The sequence below is a fragment of the Streptomyces sp. NPDC055955 genome, from assembly GCF_042270245.1.
GTDB lineage: Bacteria > Actinomycetota > Actinomycetes > Streptomycetales > Streptomycetaceae > Streptomyces.
In genome coordinates this window covers 1-13064 of sequence record NZ_JBHJYS010000015.1, presented here as the reverse complement: position 1 = coordinate 13064, position 13064 = coordinate 1, and the positions used below count along the sequence as shown (strand labels likewise).

Genomic DNA, 13064 nt, shown 5'->3' with positions numbered 1-13064 from the left:
GTTACGCGTCCGCGCGGGCGGTGGCGAGCAGCTCCTCCGCGTGCGCGCGCGCCGTCTCGGAGTCCTCCTGGCCCGCCAGCATCCGGGACAGCTCGCGGACCCGGTCCTCGCCCTCGAGGACGGTGACACCGGAACGGGTGACCGTCCCGTCGTTCGTCTTCTCCACGAGGAGCTGCCGGTCGGCGAACGCCGCCACCTGCGGAAGGTGCGTGACGACCACGACCTGCGCCGACCTGGCGAGCTTGGCGAGGCGCCGGCCGATCTCCACGGCCGCCTTGCCGCCGACGCCCGCGTCGACCTCGTCGAACAGATACGTGGGCACGGGATCGGTCCCGGCGAACACGACCTCCACGGCGAGCATCACGCGGGACAGCTCACCGCCCGAGGCCCCCTTGGCGATCGGCCGCGGCGGCGCACCGGGGTGCGGGGCGAGCAGCAGCTCGACCTCGTCCACACCGGAGGGGCCGTACGCGACCGTGCGCCCGTCGAGCTCGACGCCGTCCGGATCGTCGGTGCGCCGGATGTCGAAGGACACCCGCGCGTGGGGCATGGCGAGCGAGGCCAGCTCCTGCGTGACGGCTTCCGCGAAGCGTGACGCGGCCTCCGTGCGGGAGTCCGTCAACGCCTGTGCCAGGGCGCCCAGTTCGCTGCGGAGGCCGTCCCGCTCGGCGGTCAGCTCACCGATCCGGTCGTCGTCTCCGTCGAGTTCGAGCAGCCGCGCCGAACCCTGCTCGGCCCAGGCGAGCACCTCGTCGATGGACTCCCCGTACTTGCGCGTGAGCTGCGTCAGCGCGGCCCGCCGCTCCTCGACCGCCGCGAGCCGCAGCGGGTCGGCGTCCAGGTCGTCGGCGTATCCGGCCAGCTCCCCCGCCACGTCGGACAGGAGGATGCCGATCTCGCCGATCCGGTCGGCGAGCGCGGACAGGGCCGGGTCGTGCGACCGCACGGCGTCGAGTGCGCGGTTCGCGCCGCCCACGAGCGTGGTGGCGTCGACGCCCTCGGGGTCCTCGGGGTTGCCCGCGAGCGCGGCGTGCGCGGCGGAGGCGGCCGAGGCGAGGGCCTCCGCGTGACCGAGCCGCTCGGCCTCCGCCGACAGCTCGACGTCCTCGCCGGCGCGCGGCTCGACGGCCGCGATCTCGTCGAGTCCGAAGCGCAGCAGATCTGCTTCCTGGGCGCGTTCACGCGCGCGCGTGACGATGGTGTCGAGCTCGGCGCTGACGGCCCGCAGCCGGCGGTACGCGGCCTGGTACTTGGTGAGCGGCACGGCGACCGCGTCGCCCGCGTACCGGTCGAGGGCACCGCGTTGCCGGGACAGCTTGAGCAGCCCCTGCTGATCGGTCTGGCCGTGCACGGCGACGAGCTCGTCGGCGAGCTCGGTCAGCATGCCCACCGGCACCGAACGTCCGCCGAGATGCGCCCGTGAGCGCCCCTCCGCCGAGACGGTCCGGCTGATGAGCAGCGCCCCGTCGTCGAGTTCGGCACCCGCCTCCTGGGCGCGCACGACGGCCGCGGTGCCCTCGGGCACGGTGATCCGGCCCTCGACGACCGCCGCCTTCGCGCCGATCCGTACGAGGGCGGGGTCCGCGCGCCCGCCGAGCAGCAGGCCGAGGCTGGTGACCACCATCGTCTTGCCCGCACCGGTCTCACCGGTCACGGCGGTGAATCCCGGCGACAGCTCGACCACCGCGTCGTCGATGACTCCGAGCGACCGTATCCGCATCTCCTCCAACACGGACACGACCTTACGAGGTCCGGAGCCCTGTGTGCGACGGGCCCTGCCCCGCTTCCCTCCCGGCGTGCCGAAATCGCAGGTCGTGGGTGGCTCTGTCCGGCCCTCCCGTCGCGCGTCGTCACCGGTTGTCACCCGTGAGGGTGGGGACGGCTCCCGGCCGGGGCGGCCTGCCCGCCGCACGGTGCCCGCGCCCCGCGCCCGCACGTTTGATCCCCTGCGTACCGGACCGGCCGGGGCGGCCCTGCGCGCGCACCTGCCCGCGTCGGCCGGACGGCGATCGCGGCACTGTTCGCGTCGACGACAGTGCTGCTCGCCACGGGTACCGACGGACTGCCGGCCGGTGACCGCCACCCGTCTCGGAGAACGGCGTCGGCGACATCGCGGCCGCCCCCTCATCGGTTCGGTCTACATATCGATTTTTGTGGGCGCCTCGACGACGGGCGGCCATCACGCGGCAGCACCGCGAGCACGCCCTCGTACGCGCCGTCGGGGCCCGCCCCCGCCAGGTGCGCCGCACGGCGGCACAACAGGCCCTCGCCGCGTCCGTCCCCGCGGTGCTCGCAGGATTCTTCCCGGCGAGCGGACTGCTCGGCCAGGTGCGCTCCAGGGCCGCCGGGGAGGCCGTCCTCACCGCCGGTACGGCGCTGCTGCTCGGTGCCCTGATCGCGCTCGCCACGCTCGCGCCGGTCCTCGCCACGGCGTTCGGCCCGCCGCCGCCGTACGTCCCGTGGCCCCCGGCCCCCGGCCCCCGGACGGTCGCGAGCCCGCTTCTGCCGATGCTGCTCGCGACCGGCGTCCCGGTGCGGTCGGTGACGCGCCACCGCGCGATCACCGTCGTACGGGCGTGATCGCCCGCGGGAGGTCCTAGTGGGGCTTCCCGCGCCAGCCGGAGACGGGCAGCGCGAACTTGGCGACGAGCCGATCGGTGAACGAGGCGTGATGCAGCCGCGCGAGCCGCACCGGCACCGCCCCGCGCCGCACCTCGACGCGCGCGCCTGCGGGCAGTTCCACGGTCCGCCGTCCGTCGCACCACAGCACGCCGTGCGGAGTGTGCTGCTGCACCTCGACGGCGAGCACCGAGTCCGGCGAGGTGACCAGCGGCTTGGCGAACAGGGCGTGCGCGCTGATCGGCACCATGAGGAGCGCCTCGACCTCGGGCCACACGACGGGACCGCCGGCCGAGAACGCGTAGGCCGTGGAGCCGGTGGGCGTCGCGCACACGATGCCGTCGCAGCCGAACCCGGTGACGGGACGCCCGTCGATCTCGAGCACGACCTCGAGCATCCGCTCGGCCGACATCTTCTGCACGGCGGCCTCGTTGAGCGCCCAGTCGCGGTGCACCACATCGCCGTTGCTGTGCACGACGACATCGATCGTCATGCGCTCCTCGACCTCGTACGCCTTGGTGACGACCCGGTCGACCACCCTGTCGAGGTCGTCGCGCTCGGCCTCCGCGAGGAAGCCGACGCGGCCGAGGTTCACGCCGAGCATCGGGACTCCGGAGGCGCGGGCGAACTCGGCGCCGCGCAGCAGCGTCCCGTCACCACCGAGGACGACCAGCAGCTCACAGGCGTCGAGGCACTCCGGAGTCGCTTCCTTCACGAGCTCCACCGACGCCGGGAGCGGCAGGTCCGCCGCCTCCGACTCCAGAACCCGTACGCCGATGCCGGAGCGCAGCAGCCCCTGGACGACGAGTTCGGCACTCCGGATGGCGGCGGGCCGCCCGGTGTGCGCGAGCAGGAAAACAGTTCGAGCTCGAGTCTGTGTCAACGCGGCCCCTCCGCCACTGCACGGTCAACATCCGCCGGGTCGAGTTCGGGCGCACCGGCGCGGAGCCACAGAAAGTACTCGACGTTCCCGGACGGCCCGGGCAGCGGGCTCGCCGTCACGCCCCGTACGCCGAGGCCGAGTTCCCACGCCTGCCGGGCCACCGTGCGCACCGTCTCGGCCCGCAGTTCCGGGCTGCGCACGACGCCGCCGCTGCCGAGGCGGTCCTTGCCGATCTCGAACTGCGGCTTCACCATGAGCACCAGGTCCGCGTCGGGCGCCGCGCACCGCGCGAGGGCGGGGAGCACCAGGCCGAGCGGGATGAAAGACAGGTCTCCGACGACCAGGTCCACGGGTTTTCCATCGATCGCCTCCAGCGTCAACTCGCGTACGTTCGTACGATCCTTGACGGTGACGCGTTCATCGCTCTGCAGTGACCAGGCGAGTTGCCCGTACCCGACGTCGACGGCGACCACATGCGCGACGCCGGCCCTCAGCAGTACGTCGGTGAACCCACCCGTGGAGGCCCCCGCGTCGAGCGCGCGGCGCCCCTCGACGGCGAGCCCCTGCGGCACGAAGGCCGCGAGGGCCCCGGCGAGCTTGTGGCCGCCGCGCGAGACGTAGTCGGGGTCGCTGTCGTCCTGCGTGACCACGATCGCGGCGGCGGTCTCCACCTGCGTGGCGGGCTTGGTCGCGGTGGTCCTGCCGACCGTGACGCGCCCCGCGGCGATCAGCTGGCTCGCGTGCTCGCGCGAGCGGGCGAGCTTCCGGCGGACGAGCTCGGCGTCGAGGCGGCGTCGTGCCACTCCTGCCACGTTCGGTTCAGCTCCTGTGTCGGTTCGAGGGTGAGGGCTCGGGGCGTGCGTCCAGCGCGGTCAGCGCGTCACGCAGGCCTCGGTGTACATCCTCGTACACCTCGATGTGTCCGTCGGCAGTGAGGTGGTCGACATCGGCGAGCCGGTCGAGCCCGGCGTCCACGTCCGCGTTGCCGGTGGGGGTGCGCGGAACGCCGAGGGGGGCCGGGGCCGCGGGCTCGTACGACGGTTCGTCCCGGACCTCCGGGGCCCCGGCCGCCTGGTCCGGCACCTGGTCGGGGTCCGGATGAGAGTCGTTCATGCCACGACGCTACCGCGTAGCACTGGGGTACGGTCGACCGCGATGGCGACGACGCAGGAGTGCCGTGCCGCACTCGACACACTCTCGGACAATCTGGCGGGCGCGGACGGCGGTGTACGCAGCGCGGCAGCGCTCGACCGCTCGCTGAGCTGCCATGTCACGGACCTCGGGATCACGTTCACCGGCCGGCTCGAGAACGGCCGGATCGAGGTGCTCGACACGGTCGACGGGCCGCCGCCCGACCGGGCGCAGATCCGGCTCGCGATGACCGGCGACGACCTGGTCGCGATGGTCGACGGCAAGCTGAACTTCGCGAAGGCCTGGGCCTCCGGCAGGATCAGGCTGGAGGCCGGCTTCCGCGATCTGCTGCGGCTCAGGACGCTGCTCTAGCCACCGTCTTCGCGGGCGCCCGACCGTCCCCGGACGGCGTCTTCCTGGCCTTGCGCGCGGCCGGCACCACCAGCGGAGTACCGGTCTCCGGATCGTCGATGACCTGGCACTTCATCCCGAAGAGCCGCTCGACGAGGTCCGCGGTGACGATGTCGCCGGGCGCTCCCTCGGCGATGACCTCACCGCCGCGCAGGGCGATCAGGTGGGTGGCGTAGCGGGCCGCGTGGTTGAGGTCGTGCAGGACCGCGACGAGCGTGCGCCCCTGCTCCTCGTGCAGCTCCGCGCAGAGGTCCAGGACGTCGATCTGATGCTGGATGTCGAGGTACGTGGTCGGCTCGTCGAGCAGGAGCAACGGGGTCTGCTGGGCGAGCGCCATGGCGATCCACACACGCTGGCGCTGGCCGCCGGACAGTTCGTCGACAAAGCGATCGGCGAGTTCGGCCACTCCGGTGGCGGCCATCGACTCCTGCACGATCCGCTCGTCGTCGGCGGACCACTGGCGCAGCAGGCCCTGGTGAGGGTAGCGGCCGCGCGAGACGAGGTCGCCGACGGTGATGCCGTCCGGCGCGATCGACGACTGGGGCAGGAGCCCGAGCGTGCGCGCCACCTTCTTGGCCGGCATCGACTGGATGGCCTGCCCGTCGAGAAGCACCCGGCCCGTCGAGGGCTTCAGCATCCGCGACAGCGCGCGCAGCAGCGTGGACTTGCCGCAGGCGTTCGGGCCGACGATCACCGTGAAGGAGTTGTCGGGGATCTCTACCGAGAGCTCCGACGCGATCACACGCTGGTCGTAGCCCAGGGTGACGTTCTCGGCGGACAGTCGGTTCACGGTGGCGCTCCTCCGGTTGTTGCTCTGGCTGGGGTTCCTGTCGCTCATATCCGGCCGGCCTTCCGCTCGGAGACCAGGAGCCACAGCAGATAGACACCGCCGACGACTCCGGTGACCACTCCGACGGGCAGCTGGTCGGCGCCGAAGGCGCGCTGCGAGATCCAGTCGGCGGTGACGAGCAGGGCGGCGCCCATGCACATGGACGCCGCGATGTTCGGACCGGGCGAGCGGGTCAGCCGCCGGGCCAGTTGAGGGGCGGTCAGTGCGACGAATCCGACGGGTCCCGCGGCGGCGGTGGCGCCGGCGGTGAGCAGGACCGCGGCCACGAGCAGGACGAGCCGCGCCCGCTCGACACGCACCCCGAGCGCGTTCGCCACGTCGTCGCCCATCTCCAGCATGCGCAGCGGCCGCGCGTACGTGAGGACGACGGGTACGAGGACGGCGCACAGGGCGAGCAGGGGCCAGACCTGGTTCCAGTCGCGGCCGTCGAGCGATCCCGTCATCCAGACCGTCGCGCGGGCGGCGTCGACGATGTCCGCCTTGGTCAGCAGATAGCCGTTGACCGCGGTCATGACGGCGGACATTCCGATGCCGACCAGGACGAGCCGGTATCCGTGCACGCCACGCTTCCAGGCGAGCAGATAGATGGCGAACCCGGTCATCAGGCCGCCGACGAGCGCCCCGAGCGCGACCTGGGCGGCGCCCCCCGAGAAGAGCACGATCACGACGAGAGCACCGGCTGTGGAGCCCTGGCCGAGGCCCAGGATGTCCGGACTGCCCAGCGGATTGCGGGAGATGGCCTGGAAGAGCGCGCCGCCGAGCGCGAGCGCCGCGCCCACGAGGAGGCCCACGAGGACCCTGGGCAGTCGCAGCTCGTTGACGATGAACTCCTGCCCCGCGTCACCGTTGCCGAGCAGCGTGCGGATCACGTCGGTGGCGGAGATGGGGAAGTCGCCGGTGCCGATCAGCGCGACGCTCGCGGCGAGCGCGACGCACAGCAGCACGAGGACGATCACGAGCGCGCGGATGTCGAGGCGCAGCGAGATCCCGCCCCGGGTACGGATCGCCTTCACAGCTGGGTGACCTTCCGCCGGCGCACGAGGTAGATGAAGACCGGGCCGCCGATGATCGCGGTGACGATGCCGACCTGGATCTCGGCGGGCCGTGCCACGAGCCGGCCGACGACGTCCGCGCCGAGCAGCAGCACGGGCGACAGGACGGCGGAGAACGGCAGGATCCAGCGCAGGTCCGGGCCCGTGAAGGAGCGGACGACGTGCGGCACCATCAGACCGACGAACACGATGGGCCCGCAGGCGGCGGTCGCGGCGCCGCACAACAGCGTCGCAGCCGCCATGGACAGCGCACGCGTCCTGTTCAGGTTCGCGCCGAGGGCGCGGGCCGTGTCGTCGCCCATCGCCATGGCGTTGAGCGGCCGCGCGAGCGCGAGGGCGAGCACCGAACCGACGGCGATGAACGGCAGCACCTGCCGGATCGTCGACATGTCGGCGGAGACGAGCGAACCCACCGTCCAGAAGCGCATTTTGCCGAGCGCCGCGTTGTCCATGATCATCACGGCCTGGAGATAGCCGTAGAGGGCGGCGCTGACGGCGGTCCCGGCGAGGGCGAGCCGCACCGGCGTCGCGCTCCGGGTCCCGCCGAGGACGTAGACGAGAACGCCCACGGCCGCGGCGCCGAGGAAGGCGAACCACACATAGCCCGTCAGCGAGGTGACGCCGAGGAAGCTGACGGCGGTGACGACGGCCGCCGAGGCGCCCATGTTGATGCCGAGGAGTCCGGGGTCGGCCAGCGGGTTACGGGTCAGCGCCTGGAGGACCGCGCCGGAGAGCCCGAGCGCGACACCGGCGAGCAGCCCGAGCAGCGTGCGCGCGAGCCGCTCGCCGACCACGACGTCGCTGAACGTCCCGGTGTCGTCGAACAGGCCGTGCCACACCTGGTCCACAGACAGGGGTTTCGCCCCGATCGCGATGCTCACGACCAGGAGCGCGACCAGTACGACGACGGCTCCGAGGAGCCCGACCGTACGTATCGCCCGGCGGTTCGGGGGCGCGGCGGCTGTGTCCGCGCGCTGTTCGGGGGGACTGTCGACCAACACGTGGTTAGGTTAGCCTACCCTCCTTGCTGTCTTCGAGGTCGCTATCGGCAGAGAGGCGCGGGGAACCTCCGGGGAACACACGGAAGCACCGAGGAGCGCGGGGAAGCGCGGGGAACCCCACGCGCCGGTACGCGCCTCCCCGCCCGTGCCGCCTCAAACCCCCAGCCGCGCCAGCGCCTTCGCACCGTCGAGCCCACAGGTCCCGTCCCCGGCCGCCGTCCAGGCCGCCGCGCACAGCGCCCGCAGTCCGTCGATCGCCTCGCCGTCCCCCTCCAGCTCAAGGCGCTCGTCGCCCGCGCTCGCGACCCAGCCCCCGCACGTGAACCCGTCCCCCCGTGCCATGACTTCCGGCTGCCCGGTGAGCAGCCCCCGCAGGTCGACGTCGACATACGTGGGCCGGTGCTGGGGCGGCGCGGCGAGCAACTGCGCGCCGTCGGTGACGCCGGTCAGGACGAGCAGCGAGTCCACCTCCCCGTTGAACGCGCCCTCGATGTCCGTGTCGAGGCGGTCACCGATCACCAACGGCCGCTTCGCGCCGGTGCGCAGGATCGTCTCGCGGTGCATCGGAGGCAGCGGCTTGCCGGCCACCTGGGGCTGCGCACCCGTCGCGATTCGGACGACCTCGACCGCCGCGCCGTTGCCCGGAGCGATGCCGCGCGCGCTCGGAATGGTCAGGTCCGTATTGGAGGCGAACCACGGCACACCGCGCGCGATCGCGTAACAGGCCTCCGCGAACCGCCCCCAGGCCAGGTCGGGCCCGCCGTACCCCTGCACCACCGCAACCGGTTCGTCGTCGGCGGAGTCCACCGGCTCGAGCCCGCGCTCTCTCAGCGCGACCCGCAGCCCCTCCCCGCCGATCACCAACACCCGCGACCCGTCCGGCACTTGCTCACTGATCAGACGCGCCACGGCCTGCGCCGACGTGATGACGTCCGGCGCGTCCGTCGGAATCCCCAGCTCCGTCAGATGCTCGGCCACGGCGTCCGGCGTACGCAGCGCGTTGTTCGTGACGTAGGCGAGCCCCATGCCCGCCCCGCGCGCCACGGCGAGCGACTCGGGGGCGTGCGCGATGGCGTCACCGCCCGCGTACACCACCCCGTCCAGGTCGAGCAGCGCCGTGTCGTACGCCTCGTTCAGCGCCCGCCGACTGCCTTCGGGCCGCGTCCTGACGGTCTGGCTCATTACACATCGCTCCTCGTTCGGTCCCACTCCCCCGATCATCGCTCATGCCACTGACACACATACGATGCAGCAATGAACACTGCAGGTCCCCCAGGTCCGACGGACAGTGACGGCCTCGACCTGATCCCGTTCAGGGGTGTGCGTTACGTCCCCGAACTCGTGGGCAGCCTCGCCGCCGTGACGTCACCGCCGTACGACGTGGTCGTCCGCCCCGACGGTCTGCACCACCTGGAGTCCGCGGACCCGCACAACATCGTCCGCCTGATCCTCCCGCAGGCCGTCTCGCCGGACACCCGCAACGCCCTCGCGGCCGACACCCTGCGCCGCTGGCTGTCCGAGGGCATCCTGGCCCCCGACGAGAGCCCCGCGCTGTACGTCTACGAGCAGCGCGGCGGCGACCACCTCCAGCGCGGCGTCATCGGTGCCCTGCGGCTGTCCGAACCGTCCGAAGGGGTCGTCCTGCCCCACGAGGACGTCATGCCGCACGTGGTCGCCGACCGCGCGGGCCTGATGCGCGCCACGGCCGCCAACCTCGAGCCCCTGCTCCTCACCTACCGCAGCGAGGGCAACGCGACGGGCACGACCTCGGTCATCGAGCGCACGGTCGAGCGTCCCCCGCTCCTCGCGACGACCACGGAGGACGGCTTCGCCCACCGCCTGTGGTCGGTCACCGACCCGGCCGAGCTGGCCGAGATCCGCGCGGACCTCGCCCACCACCAGGCCCTGATCGCGGACGGCCACCACCGCTGGGCGACGTATCTGCGCCTGCGCTCCGAGAAGCCGTCCCCCACCCCATGGGACTTCGGACTCGTCCTCCTCGTGGACACGGCCCGCTATCCGCTGCGCGTGCGCGCCATCCATCGCCTCCTGCACCGCCTCCCGGTCCCGGACGCCCTGGCCGCGCTGGAGGGCTCCTTCCGCCTGCGCAACGTCCCCGGCCCGCTGCCACACGCCCTGGACGCCCTCGCCGACGCGGCCGCCCACGGCAACGCGTTCCTCCTCGCCGGCGCCGGCTCCTTCCACCTCGCGGACTCCCCGTCCCCGGACCTCCTGGCCCGTACGATCCCCGCCGGCCGCCCGGAGGCCTGGCGCACCCTCGACGCGACGGTCCTGCACTCCACGCTCCTCGACCATGTCTGGCGCATCCCCGAGGACTCTCCGGAACACATCGCGTACATCCATGACGCGGCCGCCACGGTCGCGAAGGCGGAACGTGACGGCGGCACGGCGGTCCTCATGCACCCGGTCCGCGAGGAAGTGGTCCGCGACCTAGCACGGCAGGGGGTGACGATGCCCCGCAAATCGACGTCGTTCGGCCCCAAGCCGGCGACGGGTCTGGTGCTGCGTACGCTCGCCGACTGAGCGCGCGCCACGCGCGCTCGGTCGCATACGACGAACGGGCGGGACCCCATCGCTGGGATCCCGCCCGTTCGTCGTGCTTCGTCCTGCGCGGCCGCAGGCAGCCGCTGGGCTCAGCCCTTGTCGTTCCCGGACTCGAACTCCTCGTCGTCCTCGTCGTAGAACTCTTCGACGTCCTCGTCGTCCTCGACCCAGGGCTCGTCGTCGTCACCCGCGGCGGCCTTCGGCCCCGCGACAGCGCCGGGGGCCTCGTCGGACTCGCCCTCGAAGGCGTCGACGAACTCGACCCCGTCCATCTCGGCGAGCCGGTCGGACGCGTCGGTGCTGCCGTCCCGGTCGGACTCGACGGCCTTCGCGAACCACTCGCGCGCCTCGCCCTCACGTCCGGCGGCAAGCAGCGCGTCGGCGTACGCGTACCGCAGACGCGCGGTCCACGGCTGTACGGAGTTCGAGGCGAGCTCAGGGCCCTGCAGCGTGACGATGGCGGCGTCGAGCTGGTCCATGTCACGCCGGGCACCGGCCGCCACGAGCCGCATCTCGACCTGTCCGGCCTTGTCCAGCTTGGCCACCTCGGGCGCACCGGCCATGTCGAGTGCCTTCTCGGGCCGCCCGAGACCACGCTCGCAGTCCGCCATGACGGGCCACAGCTCGACGTTGCCGGTCATGCGCCGGGCGGCGCGGAACTCGGCCAGCGCCTCGCTGAACTTCTGGTTCGCGTACGCGGCGAAGCCGGCGGCCTCGCGCACGGCGGCGACCCGCGAGGCGAGCCGCAGCGCGATCTTCGAGTACTCGTAGGCCTGCTCGGGGTCCTCGTCGATCAGCTTGGCGACCATCACCAGGTTCTTGGCGACGTCCTCGGCCAGGCCCTTCGGCAGGCTCTGAAGCTCCTGCCGTACGTCCTTGTCGATCTCGTCGCCGGTGACATCCTCGGGGATCGGCAGCCGGCGGATGGGCTCGCGGTCGCGGTCACGCTCGTCGCGGTAGCGGCCTCCGCCACGGCGGTCGTCGCGCCCACGGTCGTCACGCCCGCGGAAACCGCCGGGCCGCCCACCACGGTCGTCGCGGCGCGGACCACGGTCGCGGTCGTCACGCGGCCGGTACCCACCACCACGACTGTCGTCGCGCCGGAAGCCACCACCGCGGCTGTCGTCACGACGGTCGTCGCGGGGACGGTAGCCACCGCGGTCGCTGTCGCGGCGCTCGTCACGGCGGTCATCACGACGCTCGTCGCGGGGACGGTAACCACCGCGGTCGCTGTCGCGGCGCTCGTCACGGCGGAAGGCCGGGCGGTCGCCACCGGGACGGTCGCCGTCACGACGGGGACCACGGTCACGGTCGTCACGGGGACGGTAACCGCCACCACCGCGGCTGTCGCCACCCCGGTCGTCGCGCCGGAAGCCACCGCCACGGCTGTCGCCACCACGGTCGTCACGCCGGAACGGGGGACGGTCACCCTCACGACGGAACCCGGGACGGTCACCGTCACGACGGGGACCACGGTCACGGTCGTCACGGGGACGGTAACCGCCACCACCACGGCTGTCGCCACCCCGGTCGTCACGCCGGAAGGCCGGGCGGTCGCCACCACGGTCGTCACGGCGGAAACCACCGCCACGGTGGTCCACACCGCGGTTGTCGTCGCGCCGGAAGCCGCCGCCACGGTTGTCATCGCGGCGGTCGTCCCGCCGGTCATCACGACGGTCGTCGCGGGGACGGTAGCCACCCCGGTCGCTGTCACGACGGTCGTCGCGCCGGTTGTCGTCACGGCGGTCGTCGCGTCGGAAGGGAGGACGGTCGCCGTCACGACGGGGACCACGGTCACGGTCGTCACGGGGGCGGTAACCGCCACCACCACGGCTGTCGCCACCCCGGTCGTCACGGCGGAAGGCGCCACGGCGGTCGTCGCCGCCGCGATCATCACGACGGAAGGCGGGGCGGTCGCCGTCGCGACGGGGGCCACGGTCGCGGTCGCCGCCACGGTCGCGGTCGTCCCGGCGAGGCGCCTGGCCACCGCGGTCGTTGTCGCGTCGCGGTCCGCCTCGGTACCCGCCCCGGTCCCGGTCACCACTGTCCCGGCGTCGCTGGTCGCGATCCGGTCGCTCATCGGGAGAGTTGGTGGACATGGGTGACTCCTGTCTTCGGTACCGCAGTCATTCTCGCGCAGCCGGGTAGCCGGCGCGCTTCGACAAAACAAAAAGGACCCTTGGTCCCAGCGTGTGTGCTGGGACCAAGGGTCCTCTAAAAATTGTTCGGCGGCGTCCTACTCTCCCACAGGGTCCCCCCTGCAGTACCATCGGCGCTTTGAGGCTTAGCTTCCGGGTTCGGAATGTAACCGGGCGTTTCCCTCACGCTATGACCACCGAAACCCTATCAGTGTCCCGTTTCAAGGAAACGGGTCCCGAACAAGGCAGCGAACAAGCACACTCTTCAATTAAGTAGTGCAGCCGTTCAGCCGACACAATTGTTCGTTATCTGAGAACAAACACAGTGGACGCGAGCAACTGAGGACAAGCCCTCGGCCTATTAGTACCAGTCACCTCCACCCGTTACCGGGCTTCCAGATCTGGCCTATCAAC

The 13064-nt window shown here is 72.2% G+C and carries 13 protein-coding genes and 1 rRNA gene; 3 read left to right on the top strand and 11 right to left on the bottom strand.

Going from position 1 to position 13064, the window contains the following annotated elements:
• Position 1: 1 nt before the first annotated feature.
• A complete protein-coding gene (recN, locus tag ACFC96_RS27600) occupies positions 2-1720 on the bottom strand; it encodes a DNA repair protein RecN (protein ID WP_376257595.1) in 1719 nt (572 codons plus the stop codon).
• A gap of 431 nt (positions 1721-2151) precedes the next feature.
• On the opposite strand from recN, the gene ACFC96_RS27595 reads away from it, so the two are divergent.
• Complete coding sequence (locus ACFC96_RS27595) at positions 2152-2580, top strand: hypothetical protein (RefSeq protein ID WP_376614634.1); 429 nt, start codon at positions 2152-2154, stop codon at positions 2578-2580.
• 16 nt (positions 2581-2596) lie between these two features.
• On the opposite strand, the gene ACFC96_RS27590 is transcribed toward ACFC96_RS27595, so the two are convergent.
• The 3 genes from ACFC96_RS27590 to ACFC96_RS27580 are packed head-to-tail and all read right to left on the bottom strand — an operon-like array spanning position 2597 to position 4615.
• Positions 2597-3502, bottom strand: coding sequence for an NAD kinase (locus ACFC96_RS27590; protein WP_376256885.1), 906 nt, complete (start codon positions 3500-3502; stop codon positions 2597-2599).
• Complete coding sequence (locus ACFC96_RS27585) at positions 3499-4314, bottom strand: TlyA family RNA methyltransferase (RefSeq protein WP_376256883.1); 816 nt, start codon at positions 4312-4314, stop codon at positions 3499-3501. The genes ACFC96_RS27590 and ACFC96_RS27585 overlap by 4 nt, the downstream gene beginning before the upstream one ends.
• 7 nt (positions 4315-4321) lie before the next feature.
• On the bottom strand, positions 4322-4615 hold the full coding sequence (locus ACFC96_RS27580; RefSeq protein WP_376224915.1) for a hypothetical protein: 294 nt from the start codon (positions 4613-4615) through the stop codon (positions 4322-4324).
• Between the two features lie 42 nt (positions 4616-4657).
• On the opposite strand from ACFC96_RS27580, the gene ACFC96_RS27575 reads away from it, so the two are divergent.
• Positions 4658-5005, top strand: a complete 348-nt coding sequence (locus ACFC96_RS27575) for an SCP2 sterol-binding domain-containing protein (protein WP_376256881.1) — start codon at positions 4658-4660, stop codon at positions 5003-5005.
• Here ACFC96_RS27575 and ACFC96_RS27570 read toward each other — a convergent pair.
• The 4 genes from ACFC96_RS27570 to ACFC96_RS27555 all read right to left on the bottom strand — a co-directional run bounded on the left by ACFC96_RS27570 (position 4989) and on the right by ACFC96_RS27555 (position 9129).
• On the bottom strand, positions 4989-5882 hold the full coding sequence (locus ACFC96_RS27570; RefSeq protein WP_376256879.1) for an ABC transporter ATP-binding protein: 894 nt from the start codon (positions 5880-5882) through the stop codon (positions 4989-4991). The genes ACFC96_RS27575 and ACFC96_RS27570 overlap by 17 nt on opposite strands.
• On the bottom strand, positions 5879-6907 hold the full coding sequence (locus ACFC96_RS27565) for a FecCD family ABC transporter permease (RefSeq protein ID WP_376614632.1): 1029 nt from the start codon (positions 6905-6907) through the stop codon (positions 5879-5881). Before ACFC96_RS27565 ends, ACFC96_RS27570 begins: the two co-directional genes overlap by 4 nt.
• Positions 6904-7947, bottom strand: a complete 1044-nt coding sequence (locus tag ACFC96_RS27560) for a FecCD family ABC transporter permease (protein WP_376256875.1) — start codon at positions 7945-7947, stop codon at positions 6904-6906. The genes ACFC96_RS27565 and ACFC96_RS27560 overlap by 4 nt, the downstream gene beginning before the upstream one ends.
• Positions 7948-8100: 153 nt before the next feature.
• Positions 8101-9129, bottom strand: a complete 1029-nt coding sequence (locus ACFC96_RS27555) for an HAD hydrolase-like protein (protein ID WP_376614630.1) — start codon at positions 9127-9129, stop codon at positions 8101-8103.
• Positions 9130-9201: 72 nt separating this feature from the next.
• On the opposite strand from ACFC96_RS27555, the gene ACFC96_RS27550 reads away from it, so the two are divergent.
• Positions 9202-10491, top strand: coding sequence for a DUF1015 family protein (locus tag ACFC96_RS27550; RefSeq protein WP_376614628.1), 1290 nt, complete (start codon positions 9202-9204; stop codon positions 10489-10491).
• A gap of 110 nt (positions 10492-10601) precedes the next feature.
• Here ACFC96_RS27550 and ACFC96_RS27545 read toward each other — a convergent pair whose 3' ends face one another.
• The 3 genes from ACFC96_RS27545 to rrf form a co-directional block, all read right to left on the bottom strand.
• Positions 10602-11429: a hypothetical protein gene (locus ACFC96_RS27545; protein ID WP_376614813.1), complete on the bottom strand. Its 828-nt coding sequence runs from the start codon at positions 11427-11429 to the stop codon at positions 10602-10604.
• Positions 11321-12592 (bottom strand): hypothetical protein, encoded by a 1272-nt coding sequence (locus tag ACFC96_RS27540; protein ID WP_376614818.1) that lies wholly within the window; start codon positions 12590-12592, stop codon positions 11321-11323. Before ACFC96_RS27540 ends, ACFC96_RS27545 begins: the two co-directional genes overlap by 109 nt.
• Positions 12593-12735: 143 nt before the next feature.
• Positions 12736-12852: ribosomal RNA gene (rrf, locus tag ACFC96_RS27535) — 5S ribosomal RNA — on the bottom strand.
• Positions 12853-13064: the final 212 nt, after the last annotated feature.

Excerpts from the sequence above, each read along its gene's own strand:
- recN (WP_376257595.1), bottom strand. The coding sequence starts at position 1,720 with ATGCGGATACGGTCGCTCGGAGTCATCGACGACGCGGTGGTCGAGCTG.
- ACFC96_RS27580 (WP_376224915.1), bottom strand. The coding sequence starts at position 4,615 with ATGAACGACTCTCATCCGGACCCCGACCAGGTGCCGGACCAGGCGGCC.
- ACFC96_RS27575 (WP_376256881.1), top strand. The coding sequence starts at position 4,658 with ATGGCGACGACGCAGGAGTGCCGTGCCGCACTCGACACACTCTCGGAC.
- ACFC96_RS27570 (WP_376256879.1), bottom strand. The coding sequence starts at position 5,882 with ATGAGCGACAGGAACCCCAGCCAGAGCAACAACCGGAGGAGCGCCACC.
- ACFC96_RS27555 (WP_376614630.1), bottom strand. The coding sequence starts at position 9,129 with ATGAGCCAGACCGTCAGGACGCGGCCCGAAGGCAGTCGGCGGGCGCTG.
- ACFC96_RS27550 (WP_376614628.1), top strand. The coding sequence starts at position 9,202 with ATGAACACTGCAGGTCCCCCAGGTCCGACGGACAGTGACGGCCTCGAC.
- ACFC96_RS27540 (WP_376614818.1), bottom strand. The coding sequence starts at position 12,592 with ATGAGCGACCGGATCGCGACCAGCGACGCCGGGACAGTGGTGACCGGG.